This window comes from Acinetobacter sp. F-1 (assembly GCF_022869025.1).
Lineage (GTDB): Bacteria > Pseudomonadota > Gammaproteobacteria > Pseudomonadales > Moraxellaceae > Acinetobacter > Acinetobacter pseudolwoffii.
In genome coordinates this window covers 224267-246806 of the sequence record NZ_JAJKFX010000002.1, presented here as the reverse complement: position 1 = coordinate 246806, position 22540 = coordinate 224267, and the positions used below count along the sequence as shown (strand labels likewise).

Here is a 22540-nt window from a genome sequence, read left to right as displayed (position 1 = left end):
CTAAAAGAATAAAATTCAGGCACAAAAAAACCAGCCTAATGCTGGGTTTTCTATTGCACCATTTTAATAAAGATTAAAATGGTGCCCGAGGCCAGACTCGAACTGGCACGCTTTGTGGGCGGGGGATTTTAAATCCCCTGTGTCTACCGATTTCACCACTCGGGCATGTGCGCAATAATAGAGGACGAAATAAAGCTTGGCAAGCACATTTCTAAATGATTGCTTTCTTTTCAAGCAATTCCGTGGCTTCTCTCTAAAAAATTAGCAGATCAATCTGTTTTTAAGGCCCCTTATTAGAAATATTCAAGATGGCTAATCAAAATAATAGAGCGAACTATGAGTTCTCGTCCAGATAACTGTCGACATCCAGATGTTTGATGGTTTTACAGTATTGATGCTCATGTTTCAGCAGCTGGGTATATAATTCGGCATAGTGATTTAATTGCTGTTTTAGTTCGGCATGCTGAGGATGATTGTTTGAACAAAAACGTAATTTTAGTCGAAGCATACAGGTCTGTTTATAAGCCCAGAAGCAGATTCTACGTAATTGTTGCAACTGATAATGTTCAGTATTTTGGCTGTTTTCCCGGAACAAGTTTTCCCGATAAAAACGGATAAAGCCAAAGCTCACTCCAAAAAAGAATAAACTCCACATCAGCAGGCTACTTTGTACAAAAAACAGATTTAAGGCTTGTAGTAGAATCACCACAGCCATCTTGATTGGGGTATGGCGTAATAACTGATATAGCGAATAAGAAGAATGCTGAACCTGTTGCAGAATTAAGGTGAGACTCAACATCAGGAACAACAGTATCGCCAAAATGGCATAACTTTGCGCCTGAAATTCACTCACTTGCACAAAAGATTGCTTTATGACGTCACCGAACATCAAACTGACGGGAATAAAAATCATGGCTGCCAAGACCCAGGGAATCAAAAGCTTGGCTTTATCCCAGATCCCACGGATTTTGATCTGGCTATAGAACAGGTAATTGCCTTTAAATGCAGTTGGATACTGTTGTTGAAGTTGCTGCAGCAACAAAGTTACTTGGGTAGTGGGCATCATCCAGAGATTGATTCAGAAATAGACACAGGCACTATAGTCGATTTGACGCAGAATCACAGGACAAATCCATTTTCAGCGCTTATCATTACTTTAATCACGAAGATTTTAGTTTTTTAGCCACGAATTATGCGAAAATAGCCGATTCAAGATTTATTTTTTTAAGGACAGTTTATGACTGATCAATCTCCTGAGGCGTTAAGCGACATCGAAATTTTAGACATCCTGCAAAGCATGAAAAAGGATGAACTAAATACTGAGGCGAAAGAAGTGATTCGTCAGGGTGGTAAAGCTGGTCGTCAGGAAGCGCATAAAGAAGCGTTAGTGGCATTGAATCAGTCATTTGAAGACAAATTTGTCGAAGCGGTATCTTTGGCTTTGGGCCTGAATACGGCACAAATCAAAAAAATCCGTTATAAAAAAGACCGCGTCCGTATTTTAAAAGCGCGCGGAATCGACTATATGGCGATTGATGGCGCTGAAACGGCACAAGTGCTGTCCCAGATTGCACAAGCGATTCTGCGTGAAGACGCGATTGTTACCCATGACCTGCACAATATTTTCCCATTCTGGAAAGAAGGCTGGCCTATGGTGCAGTTCGACAATGCTTACAAGATTCTAGAAGATGATATCCAGATTCACTATCAAGCTGTTTTAGATGCATTGTTAACAAAGATCTAAGCACCTCAATAGATGTAAAAAAGCACCGTTAGGTGCTTTTTTATGATTGAATTTACTGGTTTGAATAAAACAAACTTAAAATAAAACTGATAGGAACGATAAATAGTCGTCCCCATAAAATCAAAGGTATGGCCAAATACTGTCCCCAACTCATGGTTCGGTCATAATGGCCACGGTGACGCTGGTAACCATAAGGGGTAATGATGCAAGCAAAAATCAATAAAATGATCGCTAAAAACAAGAACAGCGGATTTTGTTGTTGAGCAAAAAAGAAATAGATTAAATACAGTCCTGAATAAAAACTAAAACAAGCCAACAGCGCAGAAATGGACATCACTCTATCCTTATGATTTTTATTTTAAAATAGAAGAAGAATCAGATTATTCTGATTCTTCCTGAATTAATGGATTGATTTCAATGATCCGAGTCACCAGCAACTGGTCAATCTTGAAATGATCGACATCGACGACTTCAAATTTATAACCGGCATGAATGACGGTATCGGCGGGACGCGGAATTTTACGCAGCTTGAACATCATAAAACCAGCCAGTGTTTCGTAATTTTCCTCATCTGGCATTGAGTCGATTTCAAGCGCATGTTTCATGTCTTCAATTGGCGTGCTGCCTTCAATCAACCAGGAATTATTGTCACGCTTAATAATTTGCTGATCGGCTTCAATTGGTGTCACCCAGTCGCCCATTACAGTAATCATAATGTCGGAGAGGGTAATCACCCCAACCACCAGCGCATATTCATTAATGACGACGGCAAATTTTTCCTTGGTCGAGCGAAAACGGTCCAGAACTTCCGATAAAGTTAAAGTATCCGGAATGGTCAGGACATTACGGATGGTATTTTCATTTAACTGTAGCAGCGACTGGTTATTCAGAATCCGCACCAGAATATCTTTGGCATCGACATAGCCAATCACACTGTCGATGTCATTGCTACACACCAGAAACTTGGAATAGGGATATTCCGCCAGCTTTTGCCGAATACTTTCTTCTGGTTCATTTAAGGTAAAGAACACCACATTCTCACGGGTAGTCATACTCGAAGGTACATTACGCTCTTCCAGCTCGAATACATTTTCAATGAAATGATGTTCCTGTTTTTGCAGTACGCCAGCTTGTGCACCTGCATCCATCACTGCGGAAATATCATCAAAGGTAATATTATCATCACGAATGGTATTCACTTTAAACAGACGGAACAGCATGTTGGCAATAACATTAATGAGCCAGGCCAAAGGCTTACAGACTTTAATGAAAATCTGAATGGGTTCAATGACCGAGACTGCGATCTTTTCTGGCGCAATCATGGCCAGACGTTTCGGCATCAAGTCTGCAAATAAAATAAATAAAGAAGTGACGACAGTGAAGGAAAGTGCAAAGCTAATGTTTTCAGCCCACGGACCCTGGTAAAAGCGGGAAACAAAATTAAAAATATAAGGACGGAAGGCTCCTTCACCTAAAATACCGCCAAGAATGGCGACTGCATTTAAACCGATTTGAGAGGCTGCAAAGAAGTCAGCAGAATTTTCTTGTAGATCTAAAACTTTTTGAGCGCGATGTTCACCCGATTCAGCCAGAATTTTCAGTTTGACTTTACGGGCACCTGCGAGGGCGATTTCTGTTAAAGATAAAAAACCGGCCCCCGCGATGAGTATTAAGATAATCACGATATTTTGTAAGAGGCTCACAAATCCACCTGTGGATGAATAGTATCTTGGGATATTTTTAACACAAAAAAAGGCTTGAGGTGTAAAAACTACCTCTCAAGCCTTCAAAGTATAATCTTAAAAAATAAGAATTTAGAAGAATTTGAGTTTAATAGTGTGAAAATTGAGAATTATTGCTCAGGAATTCACGATTTTCTTCCTCAATCATTTGACGCGCAACATACAAAATCAGCTGACGTAACCAGCGATGTGCAGGGTGATGATGCAATAGAGGGCACCATGCCATTTTGAGTTCAAATTCGGGAATATAAAATGGAGGATCTTTCAGAATTAAATTATGATTCTTGGCTTGCAGGCGTGCGATCCGTGAAGGCAGGGTTGCCACCAGATCGACATTGGAGGCCAATAAACCTGGCATTTGATAATGACGGGTAAAGACCGAGATTTTACGTTTCTGGCCAATACGTTCCAAAGCCTGATCGATCCAGCCTAAACCGGCCTGTTTCTCCGGGTTGACCCCGAAGCCCACACCCATACCGGTTTTAGAGACCCAGATATGCTGTGCATCCAGATAGCTTTTTAAGTTCAGGTTGGTTGCAGCCGGGTGTTTATTGTTTAATAAACAGGAAAAACTGTCACGCCAGACCAGAACCTGATGAAAACTTTGCGGTATTTCATTAAAACGGTTAATCGCCAGATCAACTTTGCCTTGTTCCATGTCGCGATAAGACACATCACTCGGGGTTAGAAAGTCCAAGACCACGTTCGGTGCTTCTGAACGTAAGGCTTTGACCAGCCGAGGAACCAGTGTCGCTTCGGCATAATCCGAGGTCATAATCCGGAAGACACGATTTGACGTATAAGGACGGAACTCGGTACGCGGTTCCAGAATCATGGACAAGTCAGCCAGCGCATCGCGGATACGTGGCTGTAACTCAAGTGCACGTTCTGTTGGTGTCATGCCTTCAGAAGAACGGATCAGGAGAGGATCATTAAATAAATTGCGTAATCGGCGTAAAATATTACTCATGGCAGGCTGGGTAACGCCCAATTGTTCGGCTGCACGGGTGACATTTTTTTCGCGAAGAAGTACATCAAGATAAATTAATAGATTGAGATCGACCCGCTCCAGATTCATAAAAGAAATACCGAGAATAAATACAAGAAATTATGCTGATTATGCCATAACTGCCGGGCTTTGTGTAAAGCGCCGATGAAAAAAAAGCCATGAGAATGCAGATAAAATCTAGGGAATTTATGCAGGTTTAAGCTGAATGATTAATGATTTTATTCGACTGAGTAGAAGCACGGGCTAAGCAAAGATTCAGTATTTTCATGTATGCAGATCAACAGCTCCATAGCCAAGCTTTAAACTTTAAAAATACAGCTGTAATTGCGTGAATAATTGCGTGAAAAGTGTGCTATCTTGATAAATGCTTCAGCCTAAGAAATAATTCAAAATCATGATTATTTTTTAATAAAAGTGGATTTGAGCCAAGCCCAGACTTAAGTCTAATGAAGTATTTTTAAGCAGTATGAAGGAAAAACGATCAATTTTATTTTAGTAAAATATAAAATAAAACAATATCTTATTTTAACATCACAGGATTATACTAAGACTTTCATCTACTCATTTTTTAAATAAATACTGAAGATTCTTGCAGACTATTGGATTAATTTTCATAAGCCCACTAATCTTTAGCTATCCCAACGGACCGGCGAAAATCTAAACAAGTTACTGAGGGTGTGATTTGAACGGTTCGTTGCAGAAAAATCCTAATATTATTACAGGAAAATATCATGACTACATACCAAACAGCGATTGATGCAATCCGCGAATTGAAAGCGAAATTCGGTAACACTTGGGCAGACATCAGTCCTGAAGATGCTGCGCGTATGCAAATCCAAAACCGTTTCAAAACTGGTTTAGACATTGCGAAATATACCGCGGCAATTATGCGTCGTGATATGGCTGCTTATGATGCAGACTCTAGCAAATACACTCAATCATTAGGTTGCTGGCATGGTTTCATCGCACAACAAAAAATGATTGCGAACAAAAAATACTTCGGTACGACTGAACGTCGCTACATTTACCTTTCTGGTTGGATGGTTGCAGCACTTCGTTCAGAATTTGGTCCACTTCCTGACCAATCTATGCACGAAAAAACTTCTGTTCCTGCATTGATCGAAGAAATCTACACATTCTTACGTCAAGCTGACGCGAAAGAATTGAACGACTTGTTCCGTGCACTTAAAAAAGCACAAGAAGCAGGCGATACAGCTAAAGCAGCTGAATTGACTTCACAAATCGACAACTTCCAGACTCACGTTGTGCCAATTATTGCGGACATCGATGCGGGTTTCGGTAACGAAGAAGCGACTTATCTTTTAGCTAAGAAAATGATCGAAGCGGGTGCATGTGCACTACAAATCGAAAACCAGGTGTCTGACGCGAAACAATGTGGTCACCAAGCTGGTAAAGTAACTGTGCCACACGAAGACTTCATCGCGAAAATCCACGCACTTCGCTATGCATTCCTTGAAATGGGTCTTGACGACGGTATCATCGTTGCACGTACTGACTCTGAAGGCGCTGACCTGACTCAAAAAATCCCAGTGGTTAAAGAGCCAGGCGACATCGCTTCTCAATATATCAGCTACTTGGAAACATCTGAAATTGATATCGCTGATGCACAAGAAGATGAAATCCTGATCAAACGTGATGGCAAACTTCACCGTCCTAAACGTCTTGCTTCTGGCTTGTACCAGTTCCGTGAAGGCACGCAAATTGACCGCGTTGTACTTGACTGTGTAACCAGCTTGCAAAATGGTGCGGATCTTCTTTGGATCGAAACTGCGACACCAAACGTTGCTGAAATCGCTCACATGGTAAACCGTGTGAAAGAAACAGTTCCAAATGCGAAACTTGTATACAACAACTCACCTTCATTCAACTGGACGCTTAACTTCCGTCAACAAGCGTATGACCGTTGGGTTGCTGAAGGTAAAGACGTTTCTGCTTACGACCGTGCTAAGTTAATGAGCGCTGAGTACGATGCAACTGAACTGGCTGCTGAAGCTGACGAAAAAGTTCGTACCTTCCAAGCAGATGCTGCGCGTGAAGCGGGTGTGTTCCATCACTTGATCACACTTCCGACTTACCACACAGCTGCACTTTCTACGCATGAACTTGCTCAAGGTTACTTCGGTTCTGAAGGCATGTTGGCTTATGTTGCTGGCGTACAACGTAAAGAAATCCGCGGCGGTATCGCATGTGTTAAACACCAGGCAATGGCTGGTTCTGACATCGGTGATGACCACAAAGAAATCTTCGCTGGTGACAATGCATTGAAAGCTGGTGATGACGCTAAAAACACAATGAACCAGTTCAGTGCTTAATCTGCTGAATTGATTCACCAAAAAACCCTGCATCTGCAGGGTTTTTTATTTGGAAAAATGCTATTAATAAATAGGAAATGGCAACCTCAAGAAAGTATTCAAGTAAGATCATCCATAATTTCTCCATGATTGGTTTTTATCACAGTTATTATGTGTTTAATTCTTGCATTTTACTGCTATGTCACTGAATACTTAGATATAGCTTGCTCGTATTTGGTCTAAATTCATCCCTATTTAATTAAAAAGTGACTCGGACTTATGCTGTCTAAATTTTTTATCCACCGCCCGATCTTTGCTGGGGTATTGGCGATTGTCGTGATGGCGATTGGCCTGTTCGCAGTGATGAACCTGCCAGTGGAACGTTATCCGGATATTGCCCCGCCACGGATAACGGTGGCAGCAACCTATAGTGGCGCTTCTGCGGAAACTGTGGAAGAAAGCGTGACCCAGGTGCTGGAGCAGCAGATTAAAGGGATTGACCATTTACTGTATTTTAGTTCGAGTAGTGATTCTTCAGGGCGCAGCCGGGTCAGCATCAGCTTTGAAAATGGTACCGACCCCGATACAGCACAGGTTCAGGTACAAAATGCGATTAATGGGGTATTGAACCGTTTACCGGAAGATGTCCAACGCCAGGGCGTTAACGTGTTTAAATCTCTCGGCGATACCCATATGGTGATCAGCCTGTATGATGAGTCCGGCCGCAGTAACAATATTGAACTTTCTGATTACTTGATGACACATCTGGAGCAGGACATTTCCCGGATTGAAGGCATTGGTGAAGTCGATGTTTTTGGTTCTCAATATGCGATGCGGATCTGGCTGGATCCAGGAAAACTCAAACAGTATAAGCTGATGCCAAGCGATGTTCGTGCCGCCATTGAAGCTCAGAATACTCAGGTGGCTGCGGGCGCGATTGGGGATTTGCCGGCAGTGGATGAACAATACCTGAATGCTAAAGTCACCTCGGGTTCCCGTCTAAAAACCGTTGAAGAATTCCAGAATATTATTGTCAAATCGGATCGTGCCGGTAGTTTTATTTATTTAAAAGATATTGCACGGGTCGAACTTGGTGCTGAAAGTTATCAGTCTTATAGCACCAATAATGGTTATCCTTCGGCAGGTCTTGGAATTTCTCTGGCCTCAGGTGCCAATGCCATTGCCACCTCAAACTTGATTAAAGCTGAAGTTGCCCGTATTTCCCAGCAATTACCCGAAGGCTATAAAATTGCCTACCCACGAGACAATACACCCTTTGTACAAGAGTCGATTAAAGAGGTGGTCAAAACCCTGATCGAAGCGATCATTCTGGTTATCATGGTGATGTTCATTTTCTTGCAGAACTGGCGTGCTACTTTGATTCCTACCGTAACGGTGCCGGTGGTGATTTTGGGAACCATGGCGGTGCTTTATGCACTGGGCATGAGTATCAATACCTTAACTTTATTCGCTTTGGTTCTGGCCATTGGTCTATTGGTTGATGATGCGATTGTGGTGGTAGAAAACGTGGAACGGCTGATGCATGAACAGCATTTGTCTGCCAAAGAGGCGGCGTTAGAGTCCATGCAGGAAATTAGTGGGGCATTGGTCGGAATTACCTTAGTTCTAACTGCTGTATTTATTCCGATGGCGTTCTTTGGCGGTTCTACCGGGGTGATCTACCGACAGTTCTCCATCACTTTGGTCGCGGCCATGTCCTTATCCTTATTGGTGGCCTTGATTCTAACCCCAGCACTGTGTGCACTCATTCTGAAACCGAATCCAAAACCGGCAAAATGGGCGGCATGGTTTAACCAGAAGCTGGATCATTTAAAGTATCGTTATCTGCATCTTTCCAAAGTCACGATTCAGCATCAGGTCATTTGTTTACTGCTTTTTGCCGGCTTGATCTGTGTCTTTGCACTGTTTTACCGTGCTTTGCCAACCAGTTTTTTGCCGAGTGAAGATCAGGGGATTTTAAGCCTGCAAATCAAAGTGCAGGAAGGTGCTCCGATGAAAAATACCATTCAGGTCGGAGAAGAGGTTCGTAAATATTTTCTGGATCAGGAACAGGCCAATGTCAGTCTGGTGATGATTCGTTATGGCCGCAATTTCTCGGGAACTGGCCAGAATCTGGCCACCGGTTTTGTGGCATTAAAACACTGGAATGAACGTTCCGGTCAGGACAATACCGCATCCGCGATTCGTGAACGGGCTTTGAAGCATTTTCAAAGTAACCCTAATGCACAAATCAATGTATCCATGCCAGCGTCAGTCAATGGTCTGGGACAAACCGATGGTCTGGATTTCTGGATTCGGGATATCAATGGTAATGGCCGGCAGTATCTGGAACAGCAATTTCAGGCACTGGAAGCTCAGGCTGGCAATTATGCAAGCTTTGAAAATCTGGGTAAACGTTCTAATCCTGAAAAAGCCGAACTACGCGTCAATATTGACCAAAAACAGGCCATGGCCAATGGTCTGACCCAAACGGCAATTAACAGCACCTTATCTAGCGCTTGGGGTGGCAGTTATATCAATGACTTTATTGATCGCGGCCGGATTAAACGGGTGATCATGCAGGGCGATGCCGAATTTCGTTCCAAGCCGGAAGATCTGGCACAATGGCATGTCCGCAATGACCAGAATCAAATGGTGCCTTTTAGTAACTTCTCGCAAGTGGACTGGAGTGGTGGTCCGGAAGTGGTCAACCGTTTCATGGGCTATACCGCACTACAGATGGAAGCAGATCGGGCTCAAGGCAGCAGCTCCGGTCAGGCCATGCAGGATGTAGAGGCGCTGATTGCTGAACAGGACGGTGTAGATGTGGTCTGGAGCGGTTTATCCTTTGAAGAAAAACAGTCCAATAATCAGGCCATCTGGCTGTATCTGATTTCGATAGGTTTTATTTTCCTGTGTCTGGCCGCATTGTATGAAAGCTGGAGTATTCCAACGGCGGTAATGTCAGCAATTCCTCTTGGTATTGGCGGCAATATTATTTTCAGTTATTTGGCTGGCTTCCCGAATGATATCTATTTCCAGATTGCCTTGCTGACCACCATTGGCTTGTCCTGTAAGAATGCCATTCTGATTGTGGAATTTGCTTCGCTGGCACAGCAACAGGGAAAATCGGTGGTGGAGGCAGCATTGGAAGGTGCTTCCCTGCGTCTGCGTCCGATCCTGATGACTTCCTTGGCTTTTGGCGCCGGAATTTTACCTTTGGTTTTTGCCACGGGAGCAGGCGCGGTAAGCCGTCAGGAAATTGGTGTCAGTGTATTCGGCGGCGTAATTTTCGGAACCGTGCTGGTGCTAATTTTTATTCCCTTTATGTATGTGATGATTCGAAATTTAATGGCTAAAAAAGAACCGGTTGATTCATGATCGTGCGCTCAGAAAAACAATTCATAGCCTGACTCAATCCGGCTGTGATGATTTAGATGCACTGAGAGCAGGGGTAATGTTCGGAGGATGATGCTAAAATCCACGCCTTTGCGCTTATAACCATGGACTGCCTATGCCGAAAATTTCAGAAAAAATACAGCATATTCAACAACAGATCCGTTCTGAACACCATGCTATGGCGATTGGCTTATTAAATGAGCTGAATGTCGCCGATCAGGCCAGTATTTTAAAAGGTTTGAAGTTAGAAGAACAGATCCGGATTTTTCAGGAACTCAAAGAACCGAGCCGGGTATTCGAGTTTATGCCACTCAGCCAACAAGTCAGTCTGGCTGAGCAATTACCGGTCGCACAGATTATTGCGATTTTAAATGCGCTCGATTCGGACAACTTTGTCGATGTTTATAAACGATGTTCTCCACAGCTGCAGCAGCAGCTCATGGCAAAATTGTCCGAAGCGAGTCGGCAAACCCTAAAAGATCTGGCGATTTATCCTGAAGGGACTGCTGGTGCGCTGATGAGCTCCAGTTTTGTTTCTTTGCATCAGGATCTGTCGATTCATGACGCTATCCAAATGTTGCGTGTGGTGGCCGCAGATCAGGAAACCCTGTATCTGATTTATATTGTTGATGAGCAGGACCAGCTGATCGGGGTAGTCTCTTTAAGGCAGATGATTCAGGCCAGTCCTGAAACCAGCATTGCCGAGATCATGCAAAGAGATGTGATTTACGCCAAGATTGGGGATGACCAAGAAGACGTCGCAAAAACTTTAACCTATTATGATTTTATGGCTTTGCCGATTGTCGATGAGCATAAAAAAATTCTTGGAATTGTCACTTATGATGATGCCATGGACATCATGGAAGCCGAAACCACCGAGGATATTTTAAAGTCAGGGGCGGTTGAGCCCTTAACTGAGTTAAGTTTAAAAACTGCGCCTATTTTTACATTGTACCAGAAGCGCGTATCTTGGCTGGTGATTCTGGTCTTTGGCAGTCTATTGTCCGGCATTGGCATTGCACATTATGAAGAGACCATTGCCGCGCATATTGTTCTGGTTTTTTTCCTGCCATTGCTGGTGGGCAGTGGCGGTAATGCCGGCTCGCAGTCGGCGACCTTGATGGTGCGTGCTTTGGCCACCGGTGATGTAGAATTTAGAGACTGGTTTAGCCTGCTCAGCCGGGAAACCTTGGTGGCGTTGTGTCTGGGTGGCACCATGGCACTGGCTGTCTCGGTGTTGGGTTATGTCCGAGGGGATATCATGGTGGCTGTGGTTCTGGCGATCAGTATGCTCGGCATTGTGCTGATGGGTTGCCTGATCGGCATGAGTCTGCCTTTTATTCTGAACAAGTTTAAGATGGATCCGGCCAGTGCCTCTGCACCTTTGGTGACCTCTATTTGTGATGCCACCGGTGTGATTATTTATCTATTTGTTGCTTCCAAATTATTGTTTTAATTCACAGATTGCTACAACTTCGGTCTCAAAATAATTTATGCTGATGAAAGTCAGCCCTATTTTTGGAATCACATATGCCTGAGCCTGGACAAAAAACAAAACTGAGTCAACAAGAGGTCATTCGTCTGGAACGTGATCTGGCCAAGTTTGCCAACATGATGGATTCAGTGGTACGTATTCCATTTACCAAGCAAGGGGTAGGGGCAGATGCTGCGCTGAGTACGATTCCGGTCGCTGGAGATATCGCCGGTTTTGTATTGACCTGTTATGCCATTCATAAGGCCAAACAGATTGGGGTGCCGAGTGCCAAGCTGAATCCGGTCATGAAACTGGCGGTGATGGATGCGGTGGTTGGATTTATTCCGGTGGCAGGCACCATTTTTGATATTTTTATTCGTCCCAGTCGCAAGGCGCTTGATGTGGTGCATGTTCATATTCGTGAAGAATATCAGATTCACAGTGATCGACATGTGGTACACCCTTTTTTGCATGAAAGCCTGGAACGCAAACAGCAGCAATCTGCATTTTGGCGCAATCCTGTAGTGGCCTGGATCTGGATTCATATCCCGGATATTTTAGGCGCCTTGTTCCTGATTCTATTTGTTTTTGCGATTGGGTGGGGTGCGATGGCGTTGTATCAGTGGATTAGCGCATAAAGGCCTATATAAATAATGAATAATTGAATCCAATAAAAAAGCCTGCAAGTGCAGGCTTTTTTCAATCAATGAATAGTATTACTTAAGCACAATCAAGCTGTTGTAGTGCAGCAACACGTTGTTCGATGCTTGGATGCGTCTGGAACAAGGCAGCAAGGCTAAAGCCTTCTTCTTTACCCGCAGAAATCGCAAATGCTTTCATTTCTTTCGGCATGGCATCTGGCATTTCAGACTCTGCCTGTAAGCGCAATAATGCTGAAATCATAGCCTGTTTACCTGCCAAGCGCGCACCTGCTTCATCGGCACGATACTCACGCTGACGGGAGAACCACATCACAATCGACGACGCCAGAATACCGAATACGATATCCAGTACGATGGTAATTACAAAATAGGCAATACCCGGTGCTTCACCTTCTTCACGACCAAAAACGTTACGGTCAATAAAATCACCCGCGACACGTGCGAAGAACATGACGAAGGCGTTCACAACACCCTGAATCAGTGCCAGAGTGACCATATCACCATTGGCGACGTGACCAATCTCATGCGCCAATACTGCACGAAGCTCGTCTTTGTTCATACGCTCAAGCAGACCAGTCGATACGGCTACTAAAGCATCGTTTTTATTCCAGCCAGTGGCAAAGGCATTGGATTGATAAGATGGGAAAATACCCACTTCCGGCATTTTAATGCCTGCACGCTGAGAAAGTTGTGCAACTTCATGGAGCAACCAGGCTTCAGCTTGGTTACGAGGTGCATTCGGGTCAATCAGTTCAGTACCCGTGGTCTTTTTCGCCATCCATTTAGACATGAACAGGGAAATCATTGAGCCAACCATACCGAACACGAAACAGATGACCAACAGGTTGCCTAGATTCAAGCCACCTGCGCCATGGTAACTACCGACACCGAAGAGTGACAAGATAATGCCAGCTACAACCAGTACCGCGAGGTTGGTTAGCAAGAACAAACCAATCCGCATCATTGAGAAATCCTCTTATTACAGAAAAATAATCTGATTATTGAATGTAAATCATTGAAATCAATATGAGGTGAAATCGATAAGATTTCAAGAAAAAAATAGCAATTCGCTACAAAAAGACAGTATGTTTTTTGTCCATATTGAAAGATAGGTCTTTAAAAACAAAGCTGTTTCAAAATTACTCACTTAAATATATTTTTGCAGATGCTGTCGCATTGGCAGTGGCATAAGAACCCATCGGTGCATCAGTGAAGCTACCATCTGCTCGTGCAATGATCTGACGCTGATATTTTGCCGCCTGAACATTGGATGCCGTCGTGGTTTCAGTTGAATAATTGGCAGAGCTGGCAATGACACGACCAGTATCAGAGGAAGCGGTATATGTACCACTGGTGCTGCCCAGTCCCTGTGCGTACAAGTTCTGATAACGGCTGCTGACACGGCGGACATAGTCCTGAGTTTCACGAAAAGGTGGCACACCCTTATATTTGGCCACATTGCCTTCGCCGGCATTATAACCTGCCAGTGCCAAGGTGGTATTGCCATTAAAGCGTTTCAATAACCAGGCCAGATATTTGGCCCCGGCCATAATATTCTGCTGCGGGTCATAGGCATTGCTGACATTAAAACGACGTGCTGTCGCCGGCATGAGTTGCATCAGGCCTTGTGCACCGACTGGAGAGCGAGCCTGTACATTAAAACCGGACTCGGTATGCATCACGGCTTTGATCAGGCCTTCAGAGACACCATAGGTTTGCGCTGCCTGGCGAATAATCGAATCATAAGCATTTTTATTTCTACTATAGCTCGGCAAGACCGAAGCTTCACTGGAACCCCAATTGCTATAACTATGAATATTACTGTCTGGATAATAGGTCTTCTTTTCAACCTGAAGATGGTTATAGCGACTTTTCTTATTGGTTAATAAGGTGCTGCCATTGCTATCGCGCAACTGATAAATGGTTTGACCGGCATAGACCAACTGGCAACAACTCGCCAATAGCACAGCACTGATCCCATGACACCCCAAAACACGCAAATTTATTTTCATTGTTTATATTAGGTAAACACAATCGAGAAAAATTTAATGATGAGTTTAACAAAAAATTACGGAATGAAAAGACTTGTACGCTGCATTTATAAACGAGTTTGTAAGTGCAAGCCATTTTTTACATTTTAGAGTTAGAAAAAAAAATATGATTTAATTTAAAACCTTAGGGTTGACAGGTTTAACTAGTTGATTTTTATTAATAATTAAATTGATTAAAAAGTGATCAATTTAAAGAAAAGCCTTATCTTTTGAGACGAAGAACTTGTCAAGTGCGTTTCAATCCACAAAGTTATCCACAACTTTTGTGGACAACTGTGGAAAAGTCCAAAAACTAGGCATCTTGCTGATTAATTGAACTGAAACGTTCAATATATCAATCTAAATAAAACATGAAAATGAAACTAATATGACATTTGCATGAAAATAAATTCTTTTGATGCGATGCGGGCCTGAATCGGCTAAAATTGCGCGGTATTTTTATTTATGGGTGAATCTCGTCTATGTACTCGCCAGTTGAGTCCGAACAAGGATTTAATTTCAAACCTGAACTGCCAACAAGCTCAGCCTACTATCGTTTGTTGAAGAAGCTGCGTCGCCAGGTCGGACATGCCATTCGTGACTTCAAAATGATTGAAGAAGGCGATAAGGTCATGGTGTGTATTTCAGGTGGTAAAGACAGTTACACCCTGTTAGATATCATGTTGCAGTTCAAGCGTATCGCACCGATCAACTTTGATGTCGTGGCGGTGAATCTGGATCAGAAACAGCCAGGCTTCCCGGAAGATGTATTACCACGTTATTTAGAAGAAAATAACATTCCGTATTACATTCTGGAAAAAGACACCTACAGCATCACCAAAAAGTTGACCCCGGAAGGTAAGACTTATTGCGCCGTCTGTTCGCGTCTACGCCGTGGCTCTTTGTATGGCTTTGCCCAGGAAATTGGTGCGACCAAGGTTGCGCTGGGGCATCACCGTGATGATATTCTGGCGACCTTCTTCCTGAACCTGTTCCATGGCGGCAGCTTGAAGGCCATGCCACCAAAACTGTTGTCTTCTGACAAAAAGAACATTCTGATTCGTCCACTGGCTTATGTGGAAGAAAAAGACATCATCAAATATGCAGAAATGCGTCAATTTCCAATTATTCCATGTAATTTATGTGGCTCTCAGGCGAACCTGCAGCGCGCAATTATCAATGACATGTTACGTGATTGGGATAAGGCACATCCAAAACGTCTGCACAGTATTTTTGGTGCATTGCAAAATGTCTCGCCATCACAGCTGGTCGATCGTGAATTGTTTGACTTTGAAGTGCTGGACAGCCAGCGCGAATTTGACTTCAAAGACAGCTGTTCGACTGAAGAAGCGCTGGAAGGCGAGAAACGCCGGATTAATATGGTCAATCTGGGCTTTGCCGCAGAATAATTTCAGCACACAGATATCAGCCTTCGGGTTGATGTCTGTATGAAAAACAAATAAAAATAGAACTACAAAAATTGAACGACGCGTACAAAATTCGTTAGCCTTTGCGCTAATGATCATGATATAACAAAGCACGAGCATAATAGCTTCAACATGATGTCGTCTGGATAGTCGACACAAATGAACAAATAATTTGAGGAAAGATCATGCCTGCTTTTTTAACTGATGATTGGTTTTCAACTGTAGAAACACTTACTGCGCAAGCTGGTGATTTAAACTTGCCACCAGCTTTGGCGAACCTGGCGATTAATTTGGTTGTAGCGGACACTACAGGTAATACTGAACTATCTTTAGATGGTGGAGCAATTAAAAAAGGTTTGTCTTCAAATGCCAAAACGACTTTGAATATGGACGGCGAAACGTTACGTAAAGTTTTTCTGGAGTTTGATATGGCCGCAGCCATGCAGGCATTTATGACCGGTAAAATCAAAGTACAGGGTGATATGTCTCAATTGATGGCACTTCAAACTGCCAAACCGAGTCAGGAACAAAAAGATCTATTCAAGAAAGTACTTGAAAATACGACAGCTTAATTTTGCTGAACATCAGCTGAAATGAGCACAAAAAAAGCTTACCTTTGAGGTAAGCTTTTTTATCGCCGGATAGAATAAAATCCAGCTCATCAGACCTTAGATATTCACCAATTGTGGTGTGGTCTTGATGTGTTCCAGATAAGCACGAATACGGGTTACATATTGTACTGCCTGACGATAGCGGCCGTTATTGGCTTTATTCTGATCCAGATAGGCATAGAGGTTGACCCAGTTATTTGGATTCTTGCCTTGTGACTGAATGCGTTTTTGTAACTGATTCACTGCACCTGGGCCCATATTATAAGCGACCAGTGCAAACCAGTTGCGATCTGGATAAGGAATATGCTCATAGCGGCTCAGCATTTGATCATAATACTTGGCACCACCCTGAATGCTTTGGGCTGGATCGGTACGATTGCTCACACCCATTGCTTTAGCAGTGCTATTGGTCAGCATCATCAAACCGCGAACACCTGTCGGAGAGACTGAGTTCGGTTTCAGATAAGATTCCTGATAACCAATGGCAGCTAATAAATGCCAATCTAGATCATATTGCTGCGCTGTCTGTTTAAAGCTTGCTTTATAGATCGGTAACCGGTTGCTCAAATCACGTTGAATGGCTGTCCAAGATTCCTCTTTCACCACATTCTGATTATAAAATGAAGCAAGCTGCTTGATGGCACCACTTTGTTTGCCTTTACAGATAAAAGCACTGGCAGTCTGGCTCAAGGGATCTGTGGCAGATTTAAATACCAGATTTAAATTGGTATTCAAGCCATTACTCACCAAAATAGACTGATCACCACAGGTGGCGGAGAATGAAGTCAGGCGCTTATTTTCAATTTCACCTAAATCGGTGGTGGTCATGGCCAGATTGGCTTTGCCCTGAGCAACCCATTGCAGTGCAGTGGCATTATTCGGGACAATTTTAAAATCCAGTTTCACATTCAGACTGTTGGCATAGTTGCGCACCAGGTCATAACCGAAGCCATGCAGATGTTGTCCATCCTGAAATACGGTGGTCGGATTTTCGACTGCAACCACGGTCAGCTTATTGCTATTGACCACATGATCAAACTGAAGTGTGGTCTTACTTGCATTGATACTGTGAAAGGGAATAAATGCAGTGCTCAGTACAAGTGCTTTCAAAGGGAGAGAAGAAATTACAGATCGTAGGCAAAGCCTCGACCCAGTGGATGAACTACTGTGCATGTTGTCTCCGCTACAAGTAATTTATGCCCTAAAAATCACAGCCAACATAGCCAGAAATTTTAACAGTTTGATAAATTCAATAAGGGTTGGGCAGTCATGACGTCATTCAAAATGACAAGAGATTTACGCATCATTATGTAGAAAAACTACATAGATTAAAAAGTAAGCATTTCCGGAAGTAGGTGGCATATTAATGATCTAAAAAACGATTGTCAAATTTTGTACACAAATTATTATTAAAAATAATTTTAAGATAATGAAATATAATGTGATTTTTTTTTGAATTTTTTCATTGTTTTGAAATGGTAAATAAAATAAGCTGTTTGTAAGTTAATACACTGAAAATTTGATCAGCACGACGTATGAAATCCAACTTAATCACCCGTGGTGGACACGATAAATTGGTGGCAGAACTTAAGAATCTCTGGCATGAAGAGCGGCCGGAAATCACCAGAAAAGTGAACTGGGCAGCGAGTCTCGGCGACCGTTCGGAAAATGCCGATTACCAATATAACAAGCAAATTTTGCGTAAGATTGACCGCCGGGTCAGATACCTAGGCAAGCGTCTTGAAGAGCTAAAAATCATCGATTTTTCTCCAGAGCAGGAAGGCAAGGTCTATTTTGGAGCTTGGGTCGAGATTGAAAATGAAGAAGGCGAGCAGAAAAATTTACGTATTGTTGGAGTCGATGAAATTTATGATCATCATCCGCAGCATATCTCGATCAGTTCGCCCATGGCACGTGCGTTGTTGGGCAAGCAGGTAGATGATGAGGCTGAAGTGCTGACACCTTCTGGAAAGAAACGCTGGTTCATCAATTCAATTCGTTATGAAAAACCAGAAAATTCAGCAAATTAATGGAATTGATTTTATTTTGTGCAATTGATGCAGTGAAAGCATGAAAATATTTGCCAAGCGTGATTTTTGTTTATATCATGTCGGCCATGGAAGCGTGGCAGAGCGGTTTAATGCACCGGTCTTGAAAACCGACGAGGGTGTGAGTCCTCCGTGAGTTCGAATCTCACCGCTTCCGCCAAATTCTAAAAACCCAGTCAATTGACTGGGTTTTTTTATGCCTTTATTTTTATATTCATTATCAAGCTAATTCTGATTCATGTCGTTGCTTTATCTTGAATTAAATACCTCTTGGCATCGTTTAAGTATTAACTTCTTTAAATAAAAATACATTTCAGCTTTTGTTTCGACTGATTTTTAACTGAATGAACAGCTTTTGCTAAAAGTTTTGCTAAATTTTATTGCCAAAAATCCGATTTATTTATATGATGACGGCCAAGGAAGCGTGGCAGAGCGGTTTAATGCACCGGTCTTGAAAACCGACGAGGGTGTGAGTCCTCCGTGAGTTCGAATCTCACCGCTTCCGCCAAATTCTAAAAACCCCAGTCGAAAGATTGGGGTTTTTTCTTTTTAGGCAGCAATGATTCAATACTTTATTCATCAATAACCAGCTCATAGCTTAAAACTTGAAAAATGGACGCATGTGCCAAATATAGAGTCAGAGACATCAACGCGCTATCATATGCCCAAGCATCATATGGATCTCATTATGAAAATTGTCGCAGATGAAAATCTGGCATTTACCGATTATTTCTTTTCTGAATTTGCAGACATTCGTCATTGTCCAGGCCGTAGCTTAATGGCACAGGATGTTCAGGATGCGGATGCATTATTGGTACGCTCAGTGACTCAGGTCAATGAAGCACTGCTACAGAATAGTTCGATCAAGTTTGTAGGCAGTGCCACTATTGGTACAGATCATCTGGATATTGCTGCATTGGAACAGCATGGGATTCAGTGGAGCAATGCAGCCGGCTGTAATGCACAAGCTGTGGCTGAATATGTCATTACCGCATTACTGCATGTACGTCCTGAGTTAGTAGATGCCAATGCAACATTTAGCCTGGGTATAGTCGGTTTGGGTAATGTTGGAACCCGTCTGGCTTATATGGCAAAACTTTTGGGCTGGCGCGTGATTGGCTATGATCCTTTGGTTCAAAGAACGCAGGTTGATCAAGTTGAATTTAATGAATTGTTGCAGCAAGCAGATGCGATTTCGATTCATGTCCCTTTAACTCAAACGGGTCTTTATCCAACTTACCATTTATTCAATACGGCTACATTGGCGCAAATGCAGCCTGATGCAATTCTGATTAATTCTGCACGTGGGCCAGTGATTGAAGAGGCCGCCCTGATCCAGGATCTTAAAGCGACACAACGAACCGTGATTTTAGATGTTTTTGAACACGAACCGGTTATTTCAGCAGAGCTTCTGGATCTGCTGACGCTGGTGACGCCGCATATTGCCGGTTATAGCCTGGAAGGCAAGGCGCGTGGTACTCAAATGATCTATGACGCTTTCTGTCAAAATTTTGCTTTTGCAGCACATAAACAGTTCGAAACCCAGCTTCCGGTCTGCAAGCAGTTTTTCCAAAATCAGGATTTAAAAATGGTGCTAAAGCAGTATTTAACGCAAATTTATGATATTGCCCGTGATGATCAAAATCTGCGTGCTTGTGTCAAGGATGGCAAAGTGGATCAGCAGGCTTTTGATCATTTAAGAAAAACCTATCCGCTGCGTCGTGAATGGGCTGCACATGGTGGGCCAAAAGCATGAATAGCACTTATCAGCCGACGTGTGACTTGAATGCCATGCGTGCACGTGCCACCTTATATGCACAAATCCGTCATTTTTTTGCTGAGCGGGATGTATTAGAAGTCGAAACACCAATTTTATCTCAAGCCGGTGTGACCGATGTGCATTTGGCTTCAGTACAGGCGCAGCGTCATGTACTGGCTAAAGCACATACGCATTATTTACAGACCTCACCTGAATTTGCCATGAAGCGTTTATTGGCCAGTGGCAGCGGGCCTATTTACCAGATTTGTAAAGTCTTCCGTGATGATGAACATGGGCGTAAGCACAATAGCGAATTTACCATGCTGGAATGGTATCGCCCGGGCTTTAGCTTAAAAGATTTGATGTTCGAAGTAGCCGATCTGCTTAATGTGACGCTTAAAGCACGTTTTGCTGAAATCCGTCCAACCATTTTGAGCTATAAACATGCCTTTATGGATCGTCTGGATATTAATCCATTGCAAGCGACCTTGCAGGAACTGAAAGACTGCTGTCGCCGTGTCGGTCTAAATTTGGATTTGGGTGAGGATCGGCTCGGCTATATCGACCTGTTATTTTCACATATGGTGGAGCCGAGTCTCGGTTTTGATACCGCAGTATTCCTGACCGATTTTCCGCCTGAAATGGCCTCTCTGGCGAAAACCCGAATCGATGAAGATGGGGAACTGGTCGCTGCACGTTTTGAGTTGTATATCGAAGGTTTAGAATTGGCCAATGCCTATGATGAGCTGATTGATGCTGAAGTTTTGCGCTCACGCTTTGAGACGGATAATGCAGAGCGGGCCAGACTTGGGCTGCATGTCATGCCTATTGATGTGTATTTACTGGCGGCTTTACCGAATATGCCGGAATGTTCAGGGATTGCCTTGGGAATTGACCGCTTGCTCATGATCGCGACCAATCAGATGAAACTGGAGCAAGTGATTAGTTTCCCGGCGGATATTTCCTGATCGGGATTTGATTTTCCTTAAGCTCTTTAGAGGGCTGGGTCTCTGCACTAAATGATTGAAGCAATAAAAAAGCACCCTCGGGTGCTTTGTCTTTATTCAATAGATACCGTTTGTTGAGCTTTAAGTTCACCCAGTGCCTGAATACGCCGTTCAATCAGCATTTCGCCAATATCCGGGCCTTGAATATCGGCAGGCAGGTCTTGTGCTTTAATGGCACGTACTATCTGCATGGCATCAAGTACATATTGCGCTTGTGGATAGGCACGATCTTCCAGTCCTAAACGGCCACGTGAATCACATTCACAAGCCTGTACAAAAGCTTCGACACGCTCGGGACGACGTAAAACGTCCAGACGCTGCAATAATCGCCATAAAGTACCGGGTTTGAGATTAAATGCCTGATGACATTTCAGATGCTCTTTACATACTGCCAACGCCAGTTGCTTGGTATAGGTCGGTACTTTTAAGCGATCACACAGATCATTGACCGGCTTGATGCCACGTTCTTCATGCATGATATGCCGCGGTAATTCTTCAACCGGGGTTAATGCTTTGCCCAAATCATGCACTAAAACGGCGAAACGTACATCCAGGCTATAGTTTTGACGACACGCCTGCTGCAAGGACATCATGGTGTGAATGCCGCAGTCAATTTCCGGATGATATTCAGGGCGTTGCGGAATACCATATAAGGCATCTATCTCAGGAAATAAGACTTTTAAAGCACCACATTGACGCAATACTTCAAAATACACATCAGCATGACGTTCTGTTAAGGCACGTGAAGTTTCTTTCCAGACCCGCTCCGGTGTTAATGCATTCAATTCACCGGATTCCGTCAAGCGCTGCATGAGTGCTAAAGTTTCATCCGCAATCAGAAAACCTGCACTGGTATAGCGGGCCGCAAAACGGGCAATTCGCAGCACCCGTAATGGATCTTCGACAAAAGCATCGGAAACATGACGCAGCACCCGGTTATTCAAATCTTGCTGACCGCCATAAGGATCATAAATCTGACCGGCATCATCCATCGCCATGGCATTAATGGTCAGGTCACGACGGATCAAATCCTGTTCCAGGGTCACACTGATATCGGTATGAAAGTCAAAACCATGATAACCGGTGCCGGATTTACGTTCGGTACGGGCCAGTGCATATTCTTCTTTTGTTTTGGGGTGTAGGAAAACAGGAAAATCTTTGCCTACGGGCTGATAGCCTAAGTCAAGCATTTGCGCCGGAGTTGCACCAACGACCACATAATCTTTTTCGTGATAGGGGTGTCCGAGCAAATGATCCCGAACTGCACCGCCTACTAAATAAACTTGCATGAAAAAACCTCTATTCTTACAAGCATC

At 43.3% G+C, this 22540-nt stretch carries 18 protein-coding genes and 3 tRNA genes; 12 read left to right on the top strand and 9 right to left on the bottom strand.

Annotation, left to right across the window (positions count from 1 at the left end; translation table 11 throughout):
* Positions 1–79: 79 nt before the first annotated feature.
* Positions 80–165 (bottom strand) — tRNA-Leu (locus tag LOZ91_RS03065).
* A 169-nt stretch (positions 166–334) separates the two neighbouring features.
* Positions 335–1063, bottom strand: a complete 729-nt coding sequence (locus LOZ91_RS03060; protein ID WP_100355626.1) for a hypothetical protein — start codon at positions 1061–1063, stop codon at positions 335–337.
* 174 nt (positions 1064–1237) lie between these two features.
* On the opposite strand from LOZ91_RS03060, the gene LOZ91_RS03055 reads away from it, so the two are divergent.
* Entirely contained in the window at positions 1238–1744 is a 507-nt protein-coding gene (locus LOZ91_RS03055; protein ID WP_005097708.1) for a hypothetical protein, read from the top strand.
* A gap of 52 nt (positions 1745–1796) precedes the next feature.
* Here LOZ91_RS03055 and LOZ91_RS03050 read toward each other — a convergent pair whose 3' ends face one another.
* From LOZ91_RS03050 to LOZ91_RS03040, 3 genes are all read right to left on the bottom strand, one after another.
* Positions 1797–2078 carry a hypothetical protein gene (locus LOZ91_RS03050; protein ID WP_005097706.1) on the bottom strand — a complete coding sequence of 94 codons (282 nt, stop codon included), beginning with the start codon at positions 2076–2078 and terminating at the stop codon, positions 1797–1799.
* Positions 2079–2124: 46 nt separating this feature from the next.
* Positions 2125–3447, bottom strand: a complete 1323-nt coding sequence (locus LOZ91_RS03045) for a hemolysin family protein (RefSeq protein ID WP_005097704.1) — start codon at positions 3445–3447, stop codon at positions 2125–2127.
* A gap of 127 nt (positions 3448–3574) precedes the next feature.
* Positions 3575–4564 (bottom strand): LysR family transcriptional regulator, encoded by a 990-nt coding sequence (locus tag LOZ91_RS03040; protein WP_005097703.1) that lies wholly within the window; start codon positions 4562–4564, stop codon positions 3575–3577.
* A 662-nt stretch (positions 4565–5226) separates the two neighbouring features.
* Between LOZ91_RS03040 and LOZ91_RS03035 the strand changes: the two genes are divergently transcribed.
* The 4 genes from LOZ91_RS03035 to LOZ91_RS03020 all read left to right on the top strand — a co-directional run bounded on the left by LOZ91_RS03035 (position 5227) and on the right by LOZ91_RS03020 (position 12318).
* Entirely contained in the window at positions 5227–6828 is a 1602-nt protein-coding gene (locus LOZ91_RS03035) for an isocitrate lyase (RefSeq protein ID WP_005169883.1), read from the top strand.
* Positions 6829–7086: 258 nt separating this feature from the next.
* Complete coding sequence (locus tag LOZ91_RS03030; protein ID WP_244782642.1) at positions 7087–10188, top strand: multidrug efflux RND transporter permease subunit; 3102 nt, start codon at positions 7087–7089, stop codon at positions 10186–10188.
* Positions 10189–10321: 133 nt separating this feature from the next.
* Positions 10322–11662, top strand: a complete 1341-nt coding sequence (mgtE, locus tag LOZ91_RS03025) for a magnesium transporter (RefSeq protein ID WP_100357860.1) — start codon at positions 10322–10324, stop codon at positions 11660–11662.
* 74 nt (positions 11663–11736) lie between these two features.
* Positions 11737–12318: a DUF4112 domain-containing protein gene (locus LOZ91_RS03020; RefSeq protein ID WP_005097695.1), complete on the top strand. Its 582-nt coding sequence runs from the start codon at positions 11737–11739 to the stop codon at positions 12316–12318.
* An 82-nt stretch (positions 12319–12400) separates the two neighbouring features.
* On the opposite strand, the gene htpX is transcribed toward LOZ91_RS03020, so the two are convergent.
* Complete coding sequence (gene htpX / locus LOZ91_RS03015) at positions 12401–13306, bottom strand: protease HtpX (RefSeq protein WP_005097694.1); 906 nt, start codon at positions 13304–13306, stop codon at positions 12401–12403.
* A gap of 175 nt (positions 13307–13481) precedes the next feature.
* Positions 13482–14354: a lytic transglycosylase domain-containing protein gene (locus LOZ91_RS03010; protein ID WP_005097692.1), complete on the bottom strand. Its 873-nt coding sequence runs from the start codon at positions 14352–14354 to the stop codon at positions 13482–13484.
* A 500-nt stretch (positions 14355–14854) separates the two neighbouring features.
* Between LOZ91_RS03010 and ttcA the strand changes: the two genes are divergently transcribed.
* Entirely contained in the window at positions 14855–15781 is a 927-nt protein-coding gene (ttcA, locus tag LOZ91_RS03005; RefSeq protein WP_005097691.1) for a tRNA 2-thiocytidine(32) synthetase TtcA, read from the top strand.
* A gap of 203 nt (positions 15782–15984) precedes the next feature.
* Positions 15985–16371 carry an SCP2 sterol-binding domain-containing protein gene (locus tag LOZ91_RS03000; RefSeq protein ID WP_004280536.1) on the top strand — a complete coding sequence of 129 codons (387 nt, stop codon included), beginning with the start codon at positions 15985–15987 and terminating at the stop codon, positions 16369–16371.
* Positions 16372–16467: 96 nt separating this feature from the next.
* Here the strand turns inward: LOZ91_RS03000 and LOZ91_RS02995 are convergent, their stop codons facing one another.
* Complete coding sequence (locus LOZ91_RS02995) at positions 16468–17583, bottom strand: transglycosylase SLT domain-containing protein (RefSeq protein WP_005097690.1); 1116 nt, start codon at positions 17581–17583, stop codon at positions 16468–16470.
* 362 nt (positions 17584–17945) lie between these two features.
* Here LOZ91_RS02995 and greB point away from each other — a divergent pair, with 362 nt between their 5' ends.
* The 5 genes from greB to epmA all read left to right on the top strand — a co-directional run bounded on the left by greB (position 17946) and on the right by epmA (position 21185).
* The gene (gene greB, locus LOZ91_RS02990) at positions 17946–18440 is read left to right on the top strand and encodes a transcription elongation factor GreB (protein WP_005097688.1); all 495 of its coding nucleotides are present in this window, start codon (positions 17946–17948) and stop codon (positions 18438–18440) included.
* 88 nt (positions 18441–18528) lie between these two features.
* Positions 18529–18618: transfer RNA gene (locus tag LOZ91_RS02985), tRNA-Ser, on the top strand.
* Positions 18619–18876: 258 nt separating this feature from the next.
* Positions 18877–18966 (top strand) — tRNA-Ser (locus LOZ91_RS02980).
* A gap of 180 nt (positions 18967–19146) precedes the next feature.
* Entirely contained in the window at positions 19147–20214 is a 1068-nt protein-coding gene (locus LOZ91_RS02975) for a 4-phosphoerythronate dehydrogenase (protein WP_244782641.1), read from the top strand.
* Entirely contained in the window at positions 20211–21185 is a 975-nt protein-coding gene (gene epmA / locus LOZ91_RS02970; protein ID WP_244782640.1) for an EF-P lysine aminoacylase EpmA, read from the top strand. The genes LOZ91_RS02975 and epmA overlap by 4 nt, the downstream gene beginning before the upstream one ends.
* A 92-nt stretch (positions 21186–21277) precedes the next feature.
* Here epmA and LOZ91_RS02965 read toward each other — a convergent pair whose 3' ends face one another.
* The gene (locus tag LOZ91_RS02965; protein ID WP_100355621.1) at positions 21278–22513 is read right to left on the bottom strand and encodes a multifunctional CCA addition/repair protein; all 1236 of its coding nucleotides are present in this window, start codon (positions 22511–22513) and stop codon (positions 21278–21280) included.
* Positions 22514–22540: the final 27 nt, after the last annotated feature.

Excerpts from the sequence above, each read along its gene's own strand:
- LOZ91_RS03060 (WP_100355626.1), bottom strand. The coding sequence starts at position 1,063 with ATGCCCACTACCCAAGTAACTTTGTTGCTGCAGCAACTTCAACAACAG.
- LOZ91_RS03055 (WP_005097708.1), top strand. The coding sequence starts at position 1,238 with ATGACTGATCAATCTCCTGAGGCGTTAAGCGACATCGAAATTTTAGAC.
- LOZ91_RS03050 (WP_005097706.1), bottom strand. The coding sequence starts at position 2,078 with ATGTCCATTTCTGCGCTGTTGGCTTGTTTTAGTTTTTATTCAGGACTG.
- LOZ91_RS03040 (WP_005097703.1), bottom strand. The coding sequence starts at position 4,564 with ATGAATCTGGAGCGGGTCGATCTCAATCTATTAATTTATCTTGATGTA.
- LOZ91_RS03035 (WP_005169883.1), top strand. The coding sequence starts at position 5,227 with ATGACTACATACCAAACAGCGATTGATGCAATCCGCGAATTGAAAGCG.
- LOZ91_RS03030 (WP_244782642.1), top strand. The coding sequence starts at position 7,087 with ATGCTGTCTAAATTTTTTATCCACCGCCCGATCTTTGCTGGGGTATTG.
- mgtE (WP_100357860.1), top strand. The coding sequence starts at position 10,322 with ATGCCGAAAATTTCAGAAAAAATACAGCATATTCAACAACAGATCCGT.
- LOZ91_RS03020 (WP_005097695.1), top strand. The coding sequence starts at position 11,737 with ATGCCTGAGCCTGGACAAAAAACAAAACTGAGTCAACAAGAGGTCATT.
- htpX (WP_005097694.1), bottom strand. The coding sequence starts at position 13,306 with ATGATGCGGATTGGTTTGTTCTTGCTAACCAACCTCGCGGTACTGGTT.
- LOZ91_RS03010 (WP_005097692.1), bottom strand. The coding sequence starts at position 14,354 with ATGAAAATAAATTTGCGTGTTTTGGGGTGTCATGGGATCAGTGCTGTG.
- ttcA (WP_005097691.1), top strand. The coding sequence starts at position 14,855 with ATGTACTCGCCAGTTGAGTCCGAACAAGGATTTAATTTCAAACCTGAA.
- LOZ91_RS03000 (WP_004280536.1), top strand. The coding sequence starts at position 15,985 with ATGCCTGCTTTTTTAACTGATGATTGGTTTTCAACTGTAGAAACACTT.
- LOZ91_RS02995 (WP_005097690.1), bottom strand. The coding sequence starts at position 17,583 with ATGCACAGTAGTTCATCCACTGGGTCGAGGCTTTGCCTACGATCTGTA.
- greB (WP_005097688.1), top strand. The coding sequence starts at position 17,946 with ATGAAATCCAACTTAATCACCCGTGGTGGACACGATAAATTGGTGGCA.
- LOZ91_RS02975 (WP_244782641.1), top strand. The coding sequence starts at position 19,147 with ATGAAAATTGTCGCAGATGAAAATCTGGCATTTACCGATTATTTCTTT.
- epmA (WP_244782640.1), top strand. The coding sequence starts at position 20,211 with ATGAATAGCACTTATCAGCCGACGTGTGACTTGAATGCCATGCGTGCA.
- LOZ91_RS02965 (WP_100355621.1), bottom strand. The coding sequence starts at position 22,513 with ATGCAAGTTTATTTAGTAGGCGGTGCAGTTCGGGATCATTTGCTCGGA.